Consider the following 22,166-nt stretch of genomic DNA (forward strand, 5'->3'; position numbering starts at 1 on the left):
CCTCGAGGTAAAGATCATTCGGCAAAAGTGAAGCCGATGACCGCCTATCTTAAGAAGACATATATAGCTGAGTTGAGCGATGTAGTGAGCAGAAATTGACCCCGGCGTTGCAAAAGCCTGAAGGGTTAAGTGGTGAGGGAGTAAGCATCATTTGGAAGTCAACTGGTCAGAAGAAGAAGGATCCCTCAACACAACGGATGGCAATAATCAAGAATAGGAAACGGGTCATTTCTTGTCAAGAAAAATGTGGGCGGGCCCGCGACCGGTTGGGGATGTTTCGACGGCGGAGCCACGGGGGGAGAGGGATGCTTCCCCTTTTGCATTCTCACGGGAAAGATGATATCTGTAGCCGCACCAAGAGGCATCGGCGATGCCGGTGTGGCATGCATTCGCCGGTGACCGGCATATCGCCAAAACATGACACGCCGCCGCAGGCAGCGGGGGATGCGCCCGCTGGTGGGTTTCAAAGCAGCCGGCAGGTTCGAGGAGGCCCATAGATTGAGCGACCCGCCCTCACGATTTTCAGCAAAAAAACGCCGGCCTTTCTTCTATGGCTGGATCGTCATCGCCGTGGGCTTCGTTACCCTGAGCATCGCCTTCGGCATCTGGTACTCCTATTCCGTCTTTTTCCTCTCCATCGTGAGCGAATTCGGCTGGGACCGGGCGGCGGCATCCAGCATCTTCTCCATATTTCTCGTCTGCCATGCCTTGATGGGGCTGTTAACCGGATTTCTGCAGGACCGCTACGGCCCCAGGCTGGTCATTCCCGTGGGCGCCTTTATTCTGGGAGGGGCTTTGATATTGACCAGCCGCGCCCACAACCTCTGGCAGTTTTACCTGACTTACGGCGTATTGGCCGGCGCCAGCGTCAGTCTGTTGGGGTTTACCTCCCACTCGGCCTTTCTGCCCAACTGGTTCGAGCGCAAAAGGGGGCTGGCGGTCGGCATCGCCACCGCCGGCATCGGCTTCGGCATGCTGGTGATCGTGCCCCTGGTCGAAAAGGCGATTGGGAGGTTCGGCTGGCGCAGCACCTACATCCTGCTAGCCGCCCTGGTAATTCTCGTTGCGGCGCCCCTGAACGCGCTGCTTTCACGGCGCAACCCGGCCGACCTCGATCTGAAGCCCGATGGCGATCCTGCGGGAAAACGGGTCGATCAGCCCCACCATTTCATGGTGATGAAAATCATCGATGCCGATTGGGCCAACCGGGAGTGGACATGGCTAAAGGCCCTGCAAACCAGGCGGTTCTGGTTCATGGTCTTAGCGTTTTTCTGCCTCTCCTATGCCTATCAGGGAACGCTGCTGCATTCGGTCTCCTCCATGGTGGACGCCGGGTTGACCAGGCAAAAAGCGGCCGCCTGTTTCGGGGTTCTGGGTATTTTGGGATCCATCGGAAAAATATTGTTCGGATCGCTGTCCGACCGCTTCGGCCGTGAGCGCGCCAACACGGTCGGCATCACCGCCGCCGCCGTCGGCATTGTTTGCCTGATCAATACCACCACCCCCGACAGCGTGCTGCCCCTGGTATTTGCGACGCTGTTCGGACTCGGTTACGGTGCGGCGGCTCCAATGATGCCTTCTGTGAGTGCGGACATCTTCCTGGGAAGATCGTTCGGACTGATCTTCGGTATGATCAGTATGGGCAGCGGTGCCGGCGGCGCCCTGGGATCCTTCCTGACCGGCGCCCTGCGGGATGCAAGCGGCGACTACACCCTGCCCCTGTCCCTGTGCACCCTGAGCCTGGCATGCTCCTGCCTGTTCGTGTGGCTGGCCGGGCCCCGCAAGGTCAGGCGGATGGTAAAAAACGACAAGCATTGAACACCTGTAACCATCGATAGGGGGAAAAATGACTATGCAGTTGCTACGTGTCGACATGCAGCGTGAACGTACCGCCACAACCAGGCTCTCTGAAAAATGGCTTGCCGTCGGCGGCAGCGGGTTGATTGCAAAAATCTTGAATGACGAGGTGCCTCCCCTGACGGACCCCATGGGACCCGGCAACAAATTGATCATCGCCTGCGGCCCGCTGGCCGGAACCCGGGCGCCGCAGCTGGGGCGCATTTCGGTCGGCGCCAAGAGCCCCCTGACCCTGGGAATCAAGGAGGCCAACGCCGGCGGGCCGGCGGGGCAGCACTTGGATCAGTTGGGCTACAGGGCCATCGTCGTTGAAAACGCCGCCGATGAGGGAAAAAGTTTTTATCTCAGGCTGACCAAAAAGGGAGCCGATCTTGTTCGCGACGACACGCTGAAGGGCCTGAAAAACTACGCACTGGTGCAGCGGCTGCACGCAATCTATGGGAAGCGGGTGTCCATTGTCTGCACGGGGCCCGCCGGGGAGAAAAAATACCGCGGCGCATCCGTATCCTTCACCGATGTTCTGGGCGATCCTTCCCGCAATGCCGCCAGGGGCGGGCTGGGTGCTGTCATGGGGGCCAAGGGGCTCAAGGCGATCGTGCTGGACGCGTCCGCAACGCCTCCGCCCGCCATGGCCGACCCCGTCCGGTTCAGGGACACGGTGAAATCCTGGATCGACACCATGGCGCACGACATCAGCTGCGCCCTCTATTCGAAATACGGCACCCCCTTTGCGGTGGCCAATTCCGCCAATCAGGGCACCCTGCCCACCAACAATTACCGCTCGGGAACTCCCCGGGACTTTTATCGCCTCAGCGGCGAGGCCATTCAGGAAATTCTTTTCGAACGCGGGGGCCGAATGCACGGCTGCATGCCGGGCTGCGCGGTCAAATGCTCCATCATTTATCCGGACGCCGCGGGAAACCGGCTCGCCTCGGCCTATGAGTACGAAACCATTGCCCTTTTGGGGGCCAATCTGGGCATTTTGGACCTGGATGCCATCGGCAGGTTGAAATTCATCTGCGACGACCTGGGACTGGATGCCATCGAAACCGGCGCCAGCCTGGGAGTGGCCGCCGACGCCGGCCGGATGGAGCTGGGAGACGCGGAGGCCGCGGAAAAACTTCTGCTGGAGATAGAGCGGGGCACCGAGTTCGGTCAAGCGTTGGCCAACGGGGTTGTCGCCACGGCCGAGGCCCTGAATGTCAAACGCGTTCCCGCCTATAAGGGGCAGGCGCTGCCCGGTCACGATCCCAGGGCCGTGAAGGGCACCGGCGTGACCTACGTCACCAGTCCCATGGGCGCCGATCACACGGCCGGCCTCACCTATCGCATTCCCAAAAAGAAAGAAAACCAGGCCGCAAACTCGCTCCGCTCCCAGGTGGAGGCGGCGGTCTGCGACACCTTCGGATACTGTCTGAACGCGGTCCCCGGGGGGCAGGCTTCCCTGTACGACTTCCTGGCCACCTTGATGAACGCCCGCTTTGGCACGGAACTGACCCGGGATGATATCGTGGAATGCGGCAAGCAGACCTTGAAGGATCAGCTGCACTTCAATCAGCAGGCCGAATTCGCCCGCGCGGAAGATCTATCGACAACCTTTTTCAGGTCCGAAGCCCTCGCGCCGACAGAGCAGGTCTTCGACGTGCCGGATCAGGATCTCGATGGTTTCTGGGAGCGGCTGGACGGTTTCAAGGTCAGGGAAAAGCAGTGGGAAGTCCGTATACCGCCCATGCCTGAAACCATGATCGGCGCAGGCGTTGTTAAAAAAATGGGCAAAGCGGCCGCCGGGCTCAAGATGCAAAAGGCGCTGGTGGTTTCGGACCGGGTGATGCAGCGCACGGGACGTGTCGACGACGTGTGCGCCATCCTCGACAGGGCCGGCATCGCCGCCCACGCTTTTCTGGATATCGAGCCCGACCCCCCGGTGGAGCTGATCGAAACCGCCGGCGATGTGTACAGGGCCAAGGGGTGCGACGGCATCGTGGGACTGGGCGGGGGGAGCAGCCTGGATGCCGCCAAGGCCATCGCCCTGCGGGTTACCCATCCCGGGGCATTGACCGAATATGAAAGCATCGTGGGCGGAACGGCGAAAGTGAAGCCCATCCTACCCCCCGTTATCTGCATCCCCACGACCTCGGGAACCGGCAGCGAAATGAATCCCTATGCGGTCATTACCAACAAGCGGCGCAACGTCAAATTCATGCTCATGAGCAACCACCTGATCCCCAAACTGGCCGTCATCGATCCGCAGTACTGCATGAGCATGCCGCCAGGATTGACGCGGGAATCGGGCATAGACGCCCTGGCCCACTGCGTCGAGGGCTATGTCGCCCTGGCGGCGCCCTACCACCCCTACTTCGAATCGCTGGCCCTGTATGCCACCAAGATGATCGGCCGCAGCCTGGTTACGGCTTACAAACAGCCGCATAACCTGGACGCCCGCACCGACATGTGCATGGCGGCCGCCTATGGCGGGATCGCCTTCAGCAAGGGGCTCGGGCTGGGCCATGCCGTCACGCATGTTCTTGGGGCCCACTACCACCTGCCCCACGGAAGAGCCGCCACCATCGGTCTGCTTTGCTTCGTAAAAGCCAACAAAGATGTGTGTGCAAGGGAGTTCGGGGAGCTCGCCTTCATGCTGAACGGCGCCACGGACCTGGAAGAAGGGCTGTCGAAGCTCTACCGGAGCCTGGAGATCACGCCGACGCTGAAAGAGAGCCGCATACCCGAAAAGGACCTGGAAAAAATCGCCTTCTACACCTACAGAGACGCGGTCAATATTGCAACCAACCCTTCCCGGTTGAGCGAGAAGAAGATACGCTCGCTGCTGGAAGAGGTCTACGACTGACCCTCAGCCAAAAATCAGAGGTCGGAGGTCGGAGGTCAGGCGTCAGAGGTAATGGGTGATCGGTGAGTGGCTGGCGCATGGCAGGGTTGAAACCCTGCGCTACATATCCGTAAGCTTTATGCTATGTAGGCCAGGGCTTCAGCCCTGAAAATCGAATAGCCCTATGCCGAAAACCACTTAAAACTTAAAACTGTAAATTCGCAATCCACAATTCCCAATCCGTCAATCCAGATGATTCCTTTTTCATGGTGCATCGAGCGGTCGGAATTTGGGAAGGCTGACCGCATCCGTGACATCCTCCCAGGCGACCGTTACGGGCATGTCGCATGTAACCGCTTCGTGGGAGCAGCCGACGATATTGGTCAGCAAATGGGGCCCCTCCGTCAGGGCGACCACGGCAACGACGTAAGGCAGATCATCCTTGAACGCCTGTTGGAAAGCCTGGTGATAGACCGTATAGGTGTAGACCCTTCCCCTGCCGCTCGACTCTATCCAGACGGTCTGCCGGGAATGGCATTGCGGGCAGATAATGGCAGGAGGCCAGCGGACATGCCCGCATGCCTCGCATTGCTGGAAACGGAGCCTGTGTTCCCGGCATCCCTCCCAAAACGGTTTCCTGTCTCCATCCGGTTCCGGCAACGGTTTGTGGTAGCCCATATTCGGTTATGCCCTCCCTAGTATGCAGCAGGCATGGGACTGAAGAATGCCCCCATTGTCGCTGCAGAGAATTATTTGCGGCGCCTTCGTGTTTGTCTGCGGACCGAGCTGTCGTTTCCCGCACCTTCCCATCAGCTGCATGACCGCCTCCGACAAAGGTGTCAGCCCCATGAAATAGGCCTCTGAAAGCTGTCCGCCGGACGTGTTCACGGGCATCCTCCCCCCGGGTTCGATGGTGCCGTCCTCGAGCCACGCCTCCCCCTCCCCCGGCGCGAAAAAGCCGTATTCCTGAAGCGTAAGCTCCACGGTGTAGGTGAAGCAGTCGTATATCTGGCAGGCATCGACATCGCCGGGAGTGACGCCGGCCATGGCAAAGGCCTGCTCACCCGCCTGTTTGGCGCCCGTGGGGCCGGCCATGTACGTGGACTGGGCGATTTCGCTCGAAGGGTTGTGGTGCCCCAGACCCATGATGTAAACGGGCGGGCGCTTCAGGTCACGGGCCCTTTCGGCGGTGGTCACCACCAGCGCCCGGCCGCCGTCCGAGATCTGGCATATGTCAAACCGGCGGAAGGGTTCGACCACATAGTCGCAGTGGTAATAGTCCTCGAAAGACATGGGACTGGCATACATGGTCGCTTCCGGATTCAGGTTGGCCCATTTCCGCTGCCCGGCGGCAATGTGTTTCCAGGTTTCCGGCCCTGTGCCGAACACGTGCATGCCCCTCTGCGCGGCCAGGGCGTAATCCGCCGCGGCCCCCCAGTGGCCGAAAACGACATTGTCGCCGGCATGGGTCGCCATGTGCTCCATCGTTTGGGCCATGCCGCCTCCGGAAAGACCGCTGTGCCCGTAAGTTATGAGGACGTGGCGGCAGAGCCCCGCATTGAGCACGCCAACTGCGTGCTGCAGGTGGTTCCGCGATCAGTTGGCGTCCTGAGCGGCGTACAGGGGCGTTATGCCCAGATGCTGGGCAATGACCTGCGGGGTCGCGTCCAGCTCACCCGGACAGGGAGGAAAGTGCCGGTAGCTGATAAGCCCGTCGATCTCCCCCTTGTCAAGGCCGGCATCCTCGATGGCATTGGCACAGGCTTCCAAGTGAAAACTGAGCGATGTGCGCCCGGGAACCTTTCCCTGGGGCGTGTATCCCACGCCGGCAATGGCGCACTTGTTTTTCAGGCCCATATCCCTCCTCCTTTCAGGTCTTCATGCGTTTTTTGCTTTTCTATCACACGCCATCGCGCTTTTCAATTTCCATCTGCATCTTGACAATTTGACGTTATACCCTAATTTTATCTTATGTCACATTGTGGCCACTCTATACTATTCGTGAATCGCCACAATTAAACCGAATTGAATAATGTCTTTTGCTATTATTTGACAGCAAATTTTGGGAGAGTAAAATGAACGCATATGAACACACAGGAAGCGAAGTAGATCTGAAGGCTATCGATAGTGTTCGAGACGCGCACGTAGCCGCTGTCAATGGTGGTGACGCCCGGGCATGGGCGGCACAGTTCACCGACGACGGGGTGCAAATGCCTCCTAATATGCCGGCGAATGTCGGGCGACCGGCGATCGAAGCCTGGTCAAAGGGTTTCATGAATTTGTTTGGCCTGACGTTTGACCTCTCGGTGGAGGAGGTGCGGGTACTGGGCGAATGGGCGTTCGAGCAGGGTACATACACGATCGGCCTCAACCCTAAATCAGGAGGTCCGCCCATGCAGGACGCGGGCAAATATATCACGGTCTACCAGAGGAAATCCGGCGAGAGATGGCGGATGGCTCGCGACATATGGAACAGCAGCAACCCAGCGGCGGGGCAGTAGATAAAGGCGCAAAAGACAAAAAGGGCAATGTTAGGCGTCGAGGGTTCAAGCAATCCGGTGTTAGTCTGTTCGGATCTTTTAAAGTTCGGTCATTTGATGTTGTCTAGGATTTCGGATTTGGTGCTTGGAATTTTATACCCCCTATTGCCGGCACTGGCACATAACTCCGACCTGACCCAAAAGGACCAGAATTTCAATACGTCACTTAAAAACATCTATCTCCTGTGACGCTTCTTTTGCATTATCCGGATAAGGTTGATATTTTAACCGGCGCATGCAAAGGTGCAAGGAGAGAATTTCCATACCCGGTACTAACGGAGGCAGGCATGGTTACGCGGAAAACATGGATCATATGCAGTCATGTGATGAACGGTTCGGCTGAAAAGGTGACCCTCAGCCCGGACCGGCTTTGTTTGTGCGATCGGTGTATGGACACGGTCACCAATGTTCAAACTGCGGACGTTCAAATTGTGGAGGAGGATCGTCTGCTCGGAATGCTGGAGGATTTTAAAACGGTGGTCGGCAGAGAACATATCGGGTAAACCGGGGGTGAACGGCCGGCCTTCCCGGGTTGCCCAAAAGGCTTTCAGCGCGTCAGTCGTCTAGGTGGGTGTCTTTCCGGTATATCAAATCATCAAACAATTCTTTGTAGCTTTCGAGTTCAATGGCGGTGCCGCACTCTCTGCAGACAACGACGGTTTTGTTGTTGGTGGCCATCAGCTCGACATTCCTTTTACAGTAGACGCAAATGATTTCATTCCGGTTCATGCTATCTCCTGTCACGCGGCGAATTACGGCCCCGGTAAGGTGTGATACGGTATTCTCACAAAGATCGGTTGTAATGTCAACCTAGGGCGGCAAAGCTGAAACAACCTCCCTGCCGCGTTTACGGGCCGATGTTTTTTTACTGGACGGTTCGACCGTCTCTTATCACAGCCCAAACGGATTGGGTACAAACCAATCCAGCACGGAGTCTATACTATATTGACAATAATAACAAATCATTGTCTAATAGATAGTGGGCTGTTTACGCAATTTTAGGGTCGTTAACAGACAAGGGGGGGGAATGGCGTCCGAAAAGAAACTCAAAAAAAACCAGAGTACCGACCTGAACATTAAACTGGCCACAGACCTGCTGCTGCAATTCAAAGACATCAAGGGGTTTTTTCCCAGTTACCTCATCGGGATGAAGCCCGGTGTGTTCCTGATCATTAAAACGCCCACCATCATCACCAAGGAAAAAATATTGTCCAGGGGGTCGTCCCTGATGGTACGCCATACGCACCTGGGTGATGTATACCGGTTCAAAACCAAGGTTATCGGCACCAATCAGAAACCGTTCAAGGTGACCTATCTGTCCTATCCCGACGTGGTCGAAAAGATAGAATTTCGCGATTCGCAGAGGGTCCATTGCTTTTTCCCGGCGACACTTGCGTATAACGATATGCAGGTCAAGGGCATGGTCAGCGACATTAGCCTCGGGGGGTGTAAATTCAGAACCGATGACATCGAGCAGGTCGAAGGGCTCGTGTTAAAAAAGGAAGGCAGCGTCACCGTCCGATTTCCCCTGCTGGGCCTCGATGGAATCAGGGCCTTCGACGGAAAAATAAAAAAGATCGAATTCGATGTCAGCTTCTCGCTGGGAATCGGCTTTCGCGACCTCGATGAACCATCCTCCGGGGTGATCACTTCCTATATCGAGAGCGCCAGGGAATACCACATATAGCAACATGACCCGGATATACCGGAAATAATAATGGGTTTTGGCAGACAGGTACTATGTTGAAACGCCTAAATTAAGAGGCCTCGCCAGGCATGACTATCAGCCGCCAGAACATCCTCGAATCGATTTCCCAGGGCATCGTCGCCACCGATACACAGGGCACCGTAGTCTTCATCAACGACGTCGCCCGGCTGCTTATGCATCTGACCGGCAGCCAACAGACCGGCAGCCACATAGCCTCCCTTTCCACCTATCTTGCCGAACGCCTGGCGGAATGCCGGAACCGAAAAAGAGGCATGCGCCTCATGGATTTCCAATTGGACGGCAACCGCATGGAAGGGGAAATATCCACAATAATGCAACAAGGGGGCATCGCCGGCTTTGTCTGCAGCCTGAGGGAAAGACACGTCGTTACAACCGGCGGCCGCCTGTCGACATCCGAGATGCTGCAGCTTCAACTGGATGCGGTCTTCAACTTCAGCGAACTGGGCATCTGGATCCTCGACGGGGAAGGCACCGTGCTGAAACTCAACCGGGCCGCCGAAAAGCTGATCGAAATCAAGGCGGAGGAGATCCAGGGTAAAAACATCGAACGGCTGGCTGAAAAAGGGGTCATCGACCAGGCCTTGACCCCGCACATCCTCAAGTCAAAGCGCCCGGTCACCAAACTGCTGCACGTGTTGAAAACCGATCGCTACGTCATGTCCACCGGCATGCCCGTCATGGACGAGGACGGCAACATCCTGCTGGTGGTGGTTCAGGAACTGGATATCACCACCTTGCGAAACCTGCAGGGGCAATTGGACGAGCTACGGGTGTTGGCCGAAAAGTACCAGGACGAGCTTTCCCACTTGAACCTGCTGGACATCAAAACCCACGGCATCGTCTCCGAAAGCAAGGAGATGAAACAGGTGCTCAACGCCGCTTTAAAACTGGCGCGCTTCGATGTTTCCAACATTCTGATTCAGGGGGAAAGCGGCACCGGCAAGGGATTGATCGCCCAGTTCATCCACAAGAGCGGCAAACGCAAAGACAAGCCCTTTATTCAGATCAACTGCGCGGCCCTGCCGGAAACGCTGCTCGAGGCGGAACTTTTCGGCTTCGACAAGGGCTCCTTTACCGGCGCCGGCACCAAGGGAAAAATCGGACTCTTCGAAATGGCCCAGCACGGGACGATCCTGCTGGATGAAATAGGAGAGCTGCCTCTGTCCCTGCAGTCCAAGCTTTTAAAATGCCTGGACGATCACGAAATCATGCACATCGGCGGGCTGAACCCCATCAAAATAGACTGCACGATCATCGCCGCCACCAACCGGGATCTGAAAGCAGGCGTCGCCGAAAAGAAGTTCAGGGAGGACCTCTATCACCGGCTGAACATCTTCGGCATCGAGCTGCCCCCCCTGCGCCGGAGGCCCGAGGACATCGTTGCCCTGGCCCATTTCTTTCTGGAGAGATACAACCGCAAATACGACATGCAGAAACGGCTGTCCCTCAAAGCGCTTCACCGCCTGCAGCGCTATGCATTCCCGGGCAACGTCAGGGAGCTGAAAAACTGCCTCAAACAGGCGGTGGTGATGCACGATGAAGCGGTGCTGGATGATATTCTGCCGGATGGCGGCGGGTCGCAAGGGGAATTCCCCTGGCCGTCCATCGAAGACGATGCCGGACTGGACCTGGCCGAACTGCTCGACAACTTCGAGAAAAGCATTCTGAATCACACCATGGCGCACTGCGCGTCCACCCGCCAGGCGGCCGCCTATCTGAACACCAGCCAGTCCAAAATCGCCAGGCTGATGAAAAAACACGGGATTTCAACCGGCCGCCGCACACCCTGAAGCCGCGTGTGCTTCAGATTCCAGGGCGCGTCCCGGCGCCTGGGGATTCACCGATCACGTTCCTCAGGCTCGATGCCATTCCGCGCATGACGCCCGGCTTCATGTTCGACTTCCGAATTCCGATGGGTGGCGTCATGGGCGGTGCCGCCTTCCAGCGTGCCGACCGTTTCCGTCTTCTGCGACTGCCGCAGCATGGCCTTCAGGCGGATGTTCTCCTGCTCGACCTTCTTCGAGGTTTCCTCTGCACGGCGACACCTGCCGACCAAGTCGTTAGCCGCGAGCGCCAGCGTTGAAAATTCCCTGAAAAGGACCTCGTTTGCATCTATTTCAGCGGGTTTGTCGGCGGCTTTGTCGAAAAATAAAAGCAAGGCGTCGAGGCTCTTATCGATGCCCCCGGCTATCGACCTGACGATGAAAACCGTAATGCAAAGACAGCCTGCCAGCACCAGCAGGCTTTTGACGATAATGCCCGCCACGCCCCCACTCGGCCCGTATGCGTCCAGTACCCAGATGGCACAAACGCTCACCCCCGACAAAACAACGGCAAAGGCCATGCTCAGGAAAAATGCGCTGGTTAGGCTGCGATGGCGGCTTGCCGACATGGTCCGTCCTCATTGAACATCTTCATCATCCAAGCTCTCCGTTACCCCGAGGTGAACATGAAAACGGTTCTTTGTCAAAGAAAACTTGACCGGCGAAAAAGGATCCGAGATGTCGAATTGGGGGTTGGAATTATGAATTGGGAATTGCGAATTGGGGATTGGGGATTGTGAATTTAGAGTTTTAAGTGTTACGCGAGCAATCGTGAAAGGTGAAACCTAAAACGTGTGGCGCAAGGCCTAACCCTGGATCACTTGAACAGGGTAAATGGTTTTGTTTACCCAGTGAAACCTGGTGTTTCTTTTGTTTCATCGGGGTGCTTCAACAGGTCTTGCTTCAGGCCCTGACCTCTGATCGCCGACCTCTGACCTATCACCTATGACCCCCGCCGGCCGGCCGCGATGCTTTTTCCCAGCTTGGCCGCAAAATAGACGACCGAAAAGACAAACGCCGGCAGATAGAGCCACCAGGCAAAGGGGTTGGGAACGCCGGTGCGCTCCACCGGACCCGGAACCTGTATGATGTTTTTCCAGTCCCAGCAGAACGCCGTGATCATGACAAGGGCGCAGCAGAGCTCCACGGCCATCTCATGCCAGCGCCAGCGGACGTTGTACCCCTTTTCATCGAAATAGATGATCAGCGAACCGGCCGCCGCCATGGCCGCTGCGATCAGCACCGGGGTGACGACCGGCCCCACCCAGGGCAGGGGCACGTAAAACAGCAGGTCCCAGGTCATTACACTTTCGGGCCAGCCGATCATGACATACAGCCAGACGTAGTAGAAGATGTCCCAGACACCGAAGGCCAGCATGAAGTAGCAGAACTTCTGGAAGCGATTGCGGCCGGCAACCCACCCGACGCTTATCAGCATGACGATGGTGGCGATCTCCCGGCCGAACTCGATGCGTATCAACGGGTCGACCACGTGCCTGCCGCCTTCCCAGTTGACCACCAGCGGAAAGCTGAAGCCGTCCGGGAAATATATGTGACGGAGGTAGACCACCACGGCGCTCTCGACCCAGGCAAAGGCCACGGCGAAAACCACCACGCACAGCCAGGCGGCCAGGGCGCTCGGCGCCCTGACGCCGGTCGCGGTTTTCCGTTGGTTGCCCGTTGAATCCATGCCGCCCAGTTTACCACATTTTGCATGGGCCGGCATCTCTTTTGTGCACAGGATCCCCTCCGCTGCGGTTTGCGGCAATAACCCTCAGGCTTTTGCAGCCGCAAGACAAACATCAACAAATCAAATTTGCTTTGTTTGCGCGAGTCGTGCATTTCTGGTATGGTTTGGAATCGCCGCTGCCCCCTAAAAAGGCGGTCTTTGCTGCGCCTCGACCAGCAGCGGGAGATGCTCCACCGTATGGCATTGCCTGGCGGAATCGTAAGGAATGTTACCCTACATCAATTCCCTCGCTGTTGCGGGCGAAGCATGTAATGGTTGGTGACCGGATGGGGCCAGAAGATCGACTTCAATTCAAATCCAAAGAGATCGAGGCCCGCTTTGTGGATCCTGCGGGCAAAGCGGTGGTGAAACGGATCGAAATCCGAACGAATCCCATTACCCGCCGGTCCTGCCGCATCACCTACAGCAGAAAGGACGAAAAGGAAGCCGGTACGGATACCCTGCCGCCGCCTCCTCCCGATGCCCTCGATTCGGAAAACTGCCCTTTTTGCCGACATCATGTGTTGAGCCGCACACCACGGTTACCGGCAAACGGCTTTTCACAGGAGCGCCTGGTGCTGAACGAATCCATCCTGTTTCCAAATCTGTTCCCCTACGGCAGTCACTCGGCGGTCAGCATTTTTGGCGACCGACACTATGTGGAAATCGGAACCGCCCGGCCCTCCAGCTACAGGGACAGCTTTAAAAATGCCGTGCGATATTTGCAACAGGTGCGGGGAATCGACCCCGCGGCCGTCTATACCTCCATCACCCAGAACCACCTCCCCTCTGCCGGGGGATCGCTGGTCCATCCGCACCTGCAGATAAATGCGGACAGGGAACCCGGCAACCATCAGCGTTTCCTGATGCACAAAAGCAGGCAGTACTACAATGACCATCGCGTCCTGATCTTCTCGGATTATCTGCGGCACGAAAAAGCCGCCGGCAGCCGGTACATCGGCAAGAGCGGCGGCTGGGAGTGGCTGGCCGCTTTTGCCCCGGAAGGGTTTTACGAATTGTGGGCGATCCTTCCGGGGGTGACATCGTGGGCGGAACTGGATGACGGCCGCCTCATGCATCTTGCAACGGGAATCGTCAATGCCCAGAGGTTTTATCGAAGCCTCAACCGGAACGGCTACAACCTCGGACTGCTGTCCGTCGAAGTGCCGGAGAGCCGACTGGAATTGAGAGTGGTAATGGTTGTCCGCTCCAACTATGCGCCCTGGGTGCGCAACGACCACACCGGGTTCGAGCTGATGCTGGGCGATATGGCAACTTTCACCCCTCCCGAAGAGACCGCCGCCCTGGCTCGGCCTTTTTGGAATGCATCGACACGGCTTGCCATTTCGCCACATGAAGAAACACTGATGGCACGGCGCGAATGACCAATTCCCCATATTCTCTTCGGAGTAAGAAAGGAGGTCCATGAACGCAAAACAAATCACTCCAGACTTTCAAGTCCGTCTTTTCACCAGCATGATTTTGATCCGAACGTTCGAAGAAAAAATTGTTGCTCTCAGCCAGGAGCCCTACCGACTGCCAGGCATGCAGATCCTGGCCAACGGCCAGGAAGCGGTAGCCACGGGTATCGTTTCGGCCCTTGAGCCGGACGACGTCATCGTCAGCAATCACCGCAGTCACGGCCACCTGTTAGCCAGGGACGCCGACCTCAATTCGTTGATGGCCGAGATCATGGCCAAAGCGGACGGCGTCAACCGTGGCAAGGCCGGCACGCTGCACCTGGCCGTGCCTGAGGTCAATGCCCTGATGACCTCAACGGTAGTTGGCGCCGGGCCGCTTCTGGCCCTGGGGGCTGCCTTTGCTCAGCAATATCAAGCGCTGAAAGGGGTGACGGTGGTGTTCTTCGGTGACGGCGCAGCAGCTGAAGGGAGCGTGCACGAAGCTATGAATTTGTCCGGCATCTGGAAACTGCCGGTCCTGTTCGTTTGCGAAAACAACGGGTGGGCGGGCGCCCAGCGCCCGGAAGAGCATTCCGCAACCCGCAAAATTCACGAGCGAGCCGAGGGCTATGGTATGCCCGGCAGGAGTGTGGACGGCAATGATGTAGAAGCGGTCTACCACCTGAGCCTTGAACTTCTCGACCACTGCCGCTCGGGAAAGGGGCCGGCTTTTATGGAACCCATGACCTACCGCATGCGAGGGCATGGAGAACAGGATCACCAGCACTATGTTGATCCATCGGAACTGGACGCATGGGCCCTAAAGTGCCCAGTAAAGAGGTATCGCCAGGCGCTCCTCGATGCCGGCGTTCTGGATGAAGCCCATATTCAAAAGATCGAGCAGGATGCCGAACGGCGCGTAGAAGGGGCTGTGGCCTTTGGTGACGCCAGTCCGTATCCTGAACCCGACACCGCCATGACCGATTTGTTCGTCCAGCCGCCCAGTGCCTGAAAGGAGCCACACCATGAGTGAAAAAACATTCGGAAATGCCTTAAACGACGCGCTGTCCACTGCCATGGATATGGATGACACCGTATTTATTGCTGGCGAGGGAGTAGGGGTGTCCATTCACCAGGACCCCAACATGCCGACCTACGGTCTTTTGGACAAATTTGGTCGACGCCGGGTGAAAGACACGCCGGTCAGTGAGGCGGCCATTGCCGGGCTCGCTGTGGGGTCTTCCTGCATGGGGCTTCGACCGGTGGTGGAGATTATGTTTTTCCCGTTCATTACCCTGGCCAGCGATATGCTGGTCAACCATGCCGGAAAATTGCGCTACATGAGCAGCGGAAAATCCAGCTTTCCCCTGACTGTGCGGGTAAAAGCCGGTGTAGGATTCGGCGCCGGTAGTCAACATTCTCACAATCTGGAAGCATGGTTGGCCCACAGTCCAGGCCTGAAAATCGTTTGGCCGGCAACCGTCGAAGATGCCAAAGGGCTTCTTCTAAGCGCCATCTTTGATCCGGATCCGGTCATCGTGGTAGAAGACATGTTTCTTTATAGGATGCCGGGAGAGCTGCCGGAAGGAAACTTCCACACACCCTTGGGCAAGGCCCGGGTGGCCGTGCCGGGTACCGATTGTACCGTGATTGCATACGGCATGGCCCTTTACACCGCCATGAAAGCGCTTGAAACATTGAGTGAGAAAGACATCTCGTGTGAGGTAATCGACTTGCGGTCTCTGGTACCTTTGGACAAAACCTGTATCCTCGAATCGGTCCGCAAGACGGGGCGGCTAGTTGTGGTACATGAGGCCAACCGTTTCTGCGGCTTCGGGGCAGAATTGGCTGCCATGGTGGCTGAGGAGGCATTCGAAGCCTTGAAGGGGCCCGTCAAACGCGTCGGTGCGCCACAGATTCCTGTGCCGGTCGCATCCAGCCTCGAAAAGATTTTCAAGCCTAGTCCGGAGGATGTTGTCGCGGCGGTTCTGGAAACGATGGGTAAGTAAAAGGGCGATTATCCGCAAAGCCGACCCGGCGGATCGGTTCATACCTACGCGTGAACCGACAAGATCCTGGCCGGATTCCCCTTGGTTATCTTGTCGATGGTTGCATCGGGCACACCGATCTCCCTCAGCATGGGGACCGTGTATACCAGCAGCCGGCAGTACCCTTCGCCGCCGAAGCGCCGCAGCAGGAATTTGATGAAGGTGTCCGTGCCCACCACCAGCTGATTTTCATAGCCCGCATCAATCAGCTCCTTTAAAATGGCGATTCTCATCCAGTCGTTGATGTGGGTAAACCCCAGGGGTTCGGCGTCCCAGTAGTGGCCGAAGCAGTCGATGGAAAGGTTGGCGCCGCGGTCGAGCAGCCGCCGGGCATGCGTCAGGTCGATGCCCCGGGTGCCGGGGTCCAGGATCAGGTCTTTCAGAATCCTTGAAGCGCACTTGGCATCGTTGTGGGCGATCACCACCCGGCCGAAATCCAACCCCTCCTCGGCAATGATGTCGGCAATCCAGGGGCCGTCCTCGGGTGCCAGCAGCATGCCCTGGTGGACGGTCATGGAATAACCGGTTTCCCCAGCCACCCTTGCGCCGGCCCGCAGGGCCCTGACCTCGTCCTGCGACGATTTGTCTTCTATGGCGATCTTGATGTGGCCCGGCATCACGTCCGTTGCGTCCATTCCGTTTTGGATCTCGTCGCGCATGAAGGCGGCCATCGCTTCGATGGTCATGCCGGCGAACCGCTCGGGCCACGAATCCCTCGAATAAAAGCCTGTGGGCGCAACGATGTGCACGCCGCTCTTTTCTGAAATGCGGCGCAGCCCCAACGGATCCCCCCGCAGCCCCGGAGAACTCATGTCGACCAGGGCGGAGCCCCCCATGGTTTTGAAATCCGCCAGTTCGCCGCTCATAATCTCTTCGTCCTTGAGTTCCAGAAGGTCATTGGACAGAATGAAGCCGTGCTTCAAAGCCCCCAGATTTGCCAGGCTCAACGCCTCGTCCGGCTGCACCGGCGCATCCTCGGGGATGAAGGCTTCGTAACGTTTACGCATGAACCTCGCATCCAGCAGGGTGTGGTCATGCATGGAGGTGAACCCCAATGCGTTGGCTTCAACAGGTCCTCGTACGGTCATCACGGTTGCCATGTTATCCTCCTTAAAATTAGATGCAATAAAGGGTCCAATGCCATCATTCCCGCGGAGGCGTGAATCCAGGACTCTCTGCCCGCTGCCTTCCGGCTCCGCGGGAATAACGGAAGTTTACCGTTAAGCCGCTCATATCTTTAACATATGTTGACTTTAAAGGCCACATCGATATAGGTTGGCCTGATTCGATGCATCCGACACAGGAAGGCAATAATGAAAAGCACCCCCCCGCAAACCAATGACGCCGTTGCCCGGGAGCTGGATGTCAGCCCCTCGCAGGCAAGAAGCATTCTGATCGTCTGCTTCCTCCTCTACATGGTGAACTGCATGGACAGGCAGGTGCTGTCCGCCGTGCTGCAGCCGATGAAGCTCGACCTCGGGCTGAGCGACACCCAGGTCGGCCTGATCCAGACCGGGTTTCTGCTTTCCATTGCCATCCTGGCCTTTCCCATTTCCTACCTTGTGGACCGGTGGAGCCGGCGCAAGGCCATCGGCATCATGGCCATCATCTGGAGTGTTTTCACCTTTGTGACCGGCCTGGGGAAAAGCTTTTGGGGGGTGATCGTTCCCCGCTCTCTGGTGGGTGCCGGCGAGGCCGGATTCTCTGCCGGCGGAACGGCCATGATCGCCGCCGTTTACCCCCACGAGGCCCGGGCCAAGGCCATGGGCATCTTCAACGCGGCCATTCCCCTGGGCGCCGGGTTGGGGGTCATGGTCGGCGGAACCATTTCCGTTCACTTCGGCGGATGGCGATCCCCGTTTTTCGTCTTCGCCCTCCCCGGTCTGGTGCTGGGCATTCTCGCGTTTTTTCTTAAGGACTACAAGACAGTGGAAAACATCGACGAACACGGTCAAATACGTGGCCTGTTCAAATCCGGCTTTTCCCTGTACAAAATCCCCACCATGCGTTGGGTATATCTCAGCAACGCCATGATGACGACCACGGCATATTCATTTCTGACCTGGGGGCCGGCTTACGTCATGCGCGTTCAGGGCATCGATGAGGAAAAGGCCGGACTGCTCATCGGCATCCTGAGCCTCATGGCCATCATCGGGGCGCCGCTGGGCGGCTGGCTGGCCGACACCTGGAACCGCAGCCATCCAAAGGGGCGCATTTACATGCCCCTGCTTTCCCTGGTCTGCATGTCCATCTTCTTTCTTTTGAGCATCTATTTCGAGTTGAAAGGCATCGGCCTTGTGTTCGGTTTCATGCTGGGCGTCGCCCTGGTACTGCCCATACCGGCCTATGGCGCATTGACCCAGGACGTGGTGACCCCGGACCGCAAAGGCATGGCCTTTGGCATGAACACCTTCAGCATGTATGTGTTGGGGGGCGGCTGGGCGCCCATCGTCATCGGCTATGTCTCCGACCTGTTCGGTGGTGGCGCCCGGGGGTTGAAATGGGCGCTGATGATCGCCTCCGTTGGCGGCATTTTGGCGGCACTGGCCCTTTTTGTCGCCTCTAAAACCTATTTGGAGGACCTGAACAAGGTTCGCGGATACCGGCTGGAGGCAGACAACTGAGCCTGCAAGGTTAAAGTCAACAGAGGAACACGACATTGGATTTCAATCCCTGCATGAAACACCAGCTGATCCGCAAAACCGTGAGAGAATTTGCGGAAAGCGAAATCAAACCCCACGTGGCCCGGCTCGACAAGGAGTCGCGCTTTCCGTGGGAGATCGTCGAAAAAATGAAACCCTTGAACTTCTTCGGGCTGCAGGCGCCGCGGGAATACGGCGGAGCGAACCTCGACACCATCAGCTACGTCATCGCCATCGAGGAACTCTCCAGGGTGTCGGCGGCCCTCGGCCTCTGCGTAACCGTGCACAACAGTGTGGGTCTCTACCCCATCCTCGCCTTCGGTACCCGCAAGCAAAAGGAGAGGTTCATCCCGGCCATGGCAAACGGCGACAGCATCGGCGCCTTTTGCCTCACCGAGGCCAATGCCGGCTCCGATGCCGGCGGCGTCGAGACCTGGGCGGTCGAGACGGAAGACGCCTTCGTGCTGAACGGCACCAAGATCTTCGTCACCAACGGCGGGGTGTGCGGCACCGTCCTGGTGTTCGCCGTGTCCGAAGGCGGCGGCAAAACCCGGACGGGTGTTTACATCGTCGAGAAGGGCTGCCCGGGCTTTTCGGTGGGTGAAATCGAGGACCTGTGCGGGATGCGCGCCAACCCGGTGTCATCCCTGTTTTTCGAGGATTGCAGTGTCCCCAAGGGTCATCTGCTGGGCAAAGCGGGGCAGGGCATCAAAATCGCTTTGACCGCTCTCGACACGGGACGCTTGGGAATTGCCGCCCAGGCCCTGGGAATCGCCCAGGCGGCTTTCGACGATTCCGTAACCTATGCCAAGGAACGCCAGCAGTTCAACAAGCCGTTGGCCGGGTTTCAGACCATCCAGAACTATCTGGCGGACATGTCCACGGATGTCGAGGCCTCGCGGCTGCTCCTCTACAGGGCCGCGGCCCTAAAAGACGCGGGCACGCCCTTTTCGTCCGAAGCCGCCATGGCCAAACTGCACTGCAGCGCCACGGCCAGAAAGGTGACAGATCTGGCCGTGCAGATCCACGGCGGGTACGGCTACAGCAAGGAATACGACGTGGAGCGCTATTTCAGGGACGCCAAAGTCACCGAAATATATGAGGGCACCAGCGAAGTCCAGCGCATGGTGATCGCCCGCGCCATTTTGGCACGGCCCGCGTAGGGCGGAGATCGGGGCCGAAAGCGCAGGGCAAAGTCGATTGAGCCGCCCCGGTGAAACAAAAGAAGCACCAGGTTTCACTGTGTAATGCGTGTCAATGACCAGTAGGGAGTCTGCTTTACGTATTTTTGAGGAATAGGAATTACGAATTGGGAATTTGCAGTTTTGTTTATGTGATGTTCCCCCAGAGTGGATGGTCTTCTCTGCGTCCTCCGCGCCTTGAGCGCAGCGGGCGGTTAAATAGATCTTGCTTAAGGCTCCCGGCCACTGACCTCTGCCTTCTGGCCTCTGACCTCTCAATTATACAGGAGTTGCCGTGTTGAACATAATCGTTTGTATCAAGCAGGTCCCCATGGTGTCCGAGCTGCCGTGGGATTCCAAAACCGGAACATTGAAGCGCGAACTGGCCATGGGGATGATGGACCCCGCAAGCCGGCGGGCGCTGGAGGCGGCCCTGCGTTTGAAGGCGCGTCAGGCGGCGAGCATCCGCGCCGTGGCCATGGGGCCGCCCATGGCGGAGGAGATTCTGCACCAGGCCAAGGCGCTGGGCGCCGATGAAGGCTATCTGCTCACCGACAGACGCATGGCCGGCGCGGACACCTTTCTCACCAGCCACATCCTGGCCCGGTTCATCCGGCAGGAATGCCGCGACCTCGGCCTGGTGCTGTGCGGTGCCCAGACCAGCGACAGCGAAACCGCGCAAGTGGGTCCGCAGCTGGCCGAGGCGCTGGACATCCCGGCGATCACCTATGTCGAACACCTGGAAGTCAAAAAGAACACCCTGACGGCCCGACGCCATGTGGACGAGTATTTCGAAGTCATGCAGATGACGCTGCCAGGTCTCGTCACCATCGACCTTTCCGCCTACAGCCCCAGGCATCTGGCCCTCGAGGGGGTGGAGCGGGCCTTCGAAAACCCGAGCATCCATGTGCTGAATGCCGGCCAACTGGGGTTGGGCGAAGACTTCAGCGCCCTGAAGGATTCGCCCACGCGGATCATCGACGTGTACTCGCCCGCCGCGCACAAGGAAAACCGGGTCCTCAAAGGGTCGGTGAAACAGATCGTGGACCGGTTGTTCGATGAATACGGCAAAGTCATCGGCGGGGCCATGGGAAAAGACATCCAGGCGCATGAGCACGGTGAGACGAGATGAAGCACGGCAGCGACATCTGGGTATTCGGCGATTACCGCAACTATTTTCAGAACAGGGTAACCTTGCAGATCCTGTCCAAGGCCGTGGACCTGGCTTCCGTCACCAGCGGATCGGTGTGTGCCGTCGTGTTCGGCCACAACGTGGAGGAGTACACGGCCGAATACATTGCCCACGGCGCCCAAAAGGTGTACGTGGTGGACCATCGCTCCCTGGCCGCCTATGCCATGGAGACCTATGCCGGCCTTCTGTTCCGGCTGGTCAAAGAACACGAACCGGAAACACTGCTGGTGGGTGCCACCCGTTTCGGGCAGGAACTGGCCCCCCGGGTCGCCAAACGACTGGCCACCGGCCTCACCGCCGATTGCATCGATCTCGAAATCGACGCCAAAGGACGGCTGGTGCAGGTCGCACCGTCCTTCGGGGGCAACCTGATCGCCAAAATCATCACCCCCGTCCACCGCCCCCAGATGGCCACGGTACGCCCCGGTACCTTCCAGGAAAGGCCCCACGACTACCAGGCGACCGGCGAGGTCATTCCCCTGTCCCTGCCCGGGGATCTGCCCCCTGATAGGATCAAACGGGTGACCTCCGAGCTGAAGCCGTCCAAGAGACAGCGGATAGAAGACGCCGATATCGTGATCTGCGGCGGCCGCGGCATGGGCAGCAAGGGAAAATTCAGGAAGCTGTACGACCTGGCCGCACTCATGAACGCGGAAGTGGGCGCCACCAGGCCCGTGGTCTACTCGGAGTGGGCCCCTGCGGACGCTCTGGTGGGCCAGGCCGGCAAGAGCATCAGGCCCAAATTACTCCTCTCTTTCGGCGTCAGCGGCGCCATCCAGCACACGGCCGCACTGGCAGGGGCGGACTTCATCGTCGCCGTCAACAAAAACCCCAACGCCACCATGATGAAAATGGCCGATGTGGCCATTGTGGCCGACGCCAACCAGGCCTGCCTGGGGATTATCCGGGCGCTGAAAGAGAAGTTGAGGGAGTGACCGTGCAAAACTGCAAAACGTCTTTCATTGCCGAATTTTGTAAAATGGAGAGTGCCGGAGGTATGCTCCTGCTTTTGTCCTCACTGCTGGCGGTGATTTGCGCCAACTCGTTTTTGTCGCCGTGGTACGACCTCTTCCTCTCCACCCCCGTCGAGGTGCGTGTCGGCGGTCTGGAAATCGCCAAACCCCTTCTGCTCTGGATTAACGACGGCTTGATGACGGTATTCTTTTTCATGGTGGGGCTTGACAAGAATAGGATTTCA

General features: G+C 58.0%; 20 protein-coding genes and 1 pseudogene. 14 read left to right on the forward strand and 7 right to left on the reverse strand.

Annotated features, from left to right (window positions below; translation table 11 throughout):
* Positions 1-456: 456 nt before the first annotated feature.
* On the forward strand, positions 457-1,818 hold the full coding sequence (locus LJE94_07640) for an MFS transporter (GenBank protein MCG6909979.1): 1,362 nt from the start codon (positions 457-459) through the stop codon (positions 1,816-1,818).
* 34 nt (positions 1,819-1,852) lie between these two features.
* Positions 1,853-4,705, forward strand: a complete 2,853-nt coding sequence (locus tag LJE94_07645; protein ID MCG6909980.1) for an iron-containing alcohol dehydrogenase — start codon at positions 1,853-1,855, stop codon at positions 4,703-4,705.
* 243 nt (positions 4,706-4,948) lie between these two features.
* Here LJE94_07645 and LJE94_07650 read toward each other — a convergent pair whose 3' ends face one another.
* The 3 genes from LJE94_07650 to LJE94_07660 form a co-directional block, all read right to left on the reverse strand.
* Complete coding sequence (locus LJE94_07650) at positions 4,949-5,362, reverse strand: Zn-ribbon domain-containing OB-fold protein (protein MCG6909981.1); 414 nt, start codon at positions 5,360-5,362, stop codon at positions 4,949-4,951.
* Positions 5,363-5,368: 6 nt separating this feature from the next.
* Positions 5,369-6,181: a thiolase family protein gene (locus tag LJE94_07655; GenBank protein MCG6909982.1), complete on the reverse strand. Its 813-nt coding sequence runs from the start codon at positions 6,179-6,181 to the stop codon at positions 5,369-5,371.
* A 99-nt stretch (positions 6,182-6,280) separates the two neighbouring features.
* Complete coding sequence (locus LJE94_07660) at positions 6,281-6,541, reverse strand: hypothetical protein (GenBank protein MCG6909983.1); 261 nt, start codon at positions 6,539-6,541, stop codon at positions 6,281-6,283.
* A gap of 218 nt (positions 6,542-6,759) precedes the next feature.
* Between LJE94_07660 and LJE94_07665 the strand changes: the two genes are divergently transcribed.
* Positions 6,760-7,185: an SgcJ/EcaC family oxidoreductase gene (locus tag LJE94_07665; GenBank protein ID MCG6909984.1), complete on the forward strand. Its 426-nt coding sequence runs from the start codon at positions 6,760-6,762 to the stop codon at positions 7,183-7,185.
* Positions 7,186-7,511: 326 nt separating this feature from the next.
* A complete protein-coding gene (locus LJE94_07670; GenBank protein MCG6909985.1) occupies positions 7,512-7,727 on the forward strand; it encodes a hypothetical protein in 216 nt (71 codons plus the stop codon).
* 52 nt (positions 7,728-7,779) lie between these two features.
* Here the strand turns inward: LJE94_07670 and LJE94_07675 are convergent, their stop codons facing one another.
* Positions 7,780-7,953 carry a hypothetical protein gene (locus tag LJE94_07675; protein ID MCG6909986.1) on the reverse strand — a complete coding sequence of 58 codons (174 nt, stop codon included), beginning with the start codon at positions 7,951-7,953 and terminating at the stop codon, positions 7,780-7,782.
* Positions 7,954-8,251: 298 nt separating this feature from the next.
* Here LJE94_07675 and LJE94_07680 point away from each other — a divergent pair, with 298 nt between their 5' ends.
* A complete protein-coding gene (locus LJE94_07680) occupies positions 8,252-8,911 on the forward strand; it encodes a flagellar brake protein (GenBank protein MCG6909987.1) in 660 nt (219 codons plus the stop codon).
* A gap of 89 nt (positions 8,912-9,000) precedes the next feature.
* Entirely contained in the window at positions 9,001-10,743 is a 1,743-nt protein-coding gene (locus LJE94_07685; protein ID MCG6909988.1) for a sigma 54-interacting transcriptional regulator, read from the forward strand.
* Between the two features lie 47 nt (positions 10,744-10,790).
* Here LJE94_07685 and LJE94_07690 read toward each other — a convergent pair whose 3' ends face one another.
* Together LJE94_07690 and LJE94_07695 are read right to left on the reverse strand one after the other, a co-directional pair.
* Complete coding sequence (locus LJE94_07690) at positions 10,791-11,345, reverse strand: hypothetical protein (GenBank protein ID MCG6909989.1); 555 nt, start codon at positions 11,343-11,345, stop codon at positions 10,791-10,793.
* A 374-nt stretch (positions 11,346-11,719) separates the two neighbouring features.
* On the reverse strand, positions 11,720-12,544 hold the full coding sequence (locus tag LJE94_07695) for a hypothetical protein (GenBank protein ID MCG6909990.1): 825 nt from the start codon (positions 12,542-12,544) through the stop codon (positions 11,720-11,722).
* Between the two features lie 248 nt (positions 12,545-12,792).
* On the opposite strand from LJE94_07695, the gene LJE94_07700 reads away from it, so the two are divergent.
* The 3 genes from LJE94_07700 to LJE94_07710 are packed head-to-tail and all read left to right on the forward strand — an operon-like array spanning position 12,793 to position 15,914.
* On the forward strand, positions 12,793-13,890 hold the full coding sequence (locus LJE94_07700; GenBank protein ID MCG6909991.1) for a galactose-1-phosphate uridylyltransferase: 1,098 nt from the start codon (positions 12,793-12,795) through the stop codon (positions 13,888-13,890).
* A 40-nt stretch (positions 13,891-13,930) separates the two neighbouring features.
* The gene (locus tag LJE94_07705; GenBank protein ID MCG6909992.1) at positions 13,931-14,917 is read left to right on the forward strand and encodes a thiamine pyrophosphate-dependent dehydrogenase E1 component subunit alpha; all 987 of its coding nucleotides are present in this window, start codon (positions 13,931-13,933) and stop codon (positions 14,915-14,917) included.
* Between the two features lie 13 nt (positions 14,918-14,930).
* The gene (locus LJE94_07710; protein MCG6909993.1) at positions 14,931-15,914 is read left to right on the forward strand and encodes an alpha-ketoacid dehydrogenase subunit beta; all 984 of its coding nucleotides are present in this window, start codon (positions 14,931-14,933) and stop codon (positions 15,912-15,914) included.
* 44 nt (positions 15,915-15,958) lie between these two features.
* On the opposite strand, the gene LJE94_07715 is transcribed toward LJE94_07710, so the two are convergent.
* The gene (locus tag LJE94_07715) at positions 15,959-17,053 is read right to left on the reverse strand and encodes a phosphotriesterase (protein MCG6909994.1); all 1,095 of its coding nucleotides are present in this window, start codon (positions 17,051-17,053) and stop codon (positions 15,959-15,961) included.
* 213 nt (positions 17,054-17,266) lie between these two features.
* Between LJE94_07715 and LJE94_07720 the strand changes: the two genes are divergently transcribed.
* From LJE94_07720 to LJE94_07740, 5 genes and pseudogenes are all read left to right on the forward strand, one after another.
* A complete protein-coding gene (locus LJE94_07720; protein ID MCG6909995.1) occupies positions 17,267-18,577 on the forward strand; it encodes an MFS transporter in 1,311 nt (436 codons plus the stop codon).
* A gap of 53 nt (positions 18,578-18,630) precedes the next feature.
* The gene (locus LJE94_07725; GenBank protein ID MCG6909996.1) at positions 18,631-19,758 is read left to right on the forward strand and encodes an acyl-CoA dehydrogenase family protein; all 1,128 of its coding nucleotides are present in this window, start codon (positions 18,631-18,633) and stop codon (positions 19,756-19,758) included.
* 313 nt (positions 19,759-20,071) lie between these two features.
* Complete coding sequence (locus LJE94_07730) at positions 20,072-20,908, forward strand: electron transfer flavoprotein subunit beta/FixA family protein (protein ID MCG6909997.1); 837 nt, start codon at positions 20,072-20,074, stop codon at positions 20,906-20,908.
* Positions 20,905-21,903, forward strand: coding sequence for an electron transfer flavoprotein subunit alpha/FixB family protein (locus LJE94_07735; GenBank protein ID MCG6909998.1), 999 nt, complete (start codon positions 20,905-20,907; stop codon positions 21,901-21,903). Before LJE94_07730 ends, LJE94_07735 begins: the two co-directional genes overlap by 4 nt.
* Positions 21,904-21,947: 44 nt before the next feature.
* Positions 21,948-22,151 (forward strand): annotated as a pseudogene (locus LJE94_07740) (Na+/H+ antiporter NhaA).
* The last annotated feature ends 15 nt before the right edge of the window (positions 22,152-22,166 follow it).

It is taken from the genome of Deltaproteobacteria bacterium (genome assembly GCA_022340465.1).
Taxonomy (GTDB): domain Bacteria; phylum Desulfobacterota; class Desulfobacteria; order Desulfobacterales; family B30-G6; genus JAJDNW01.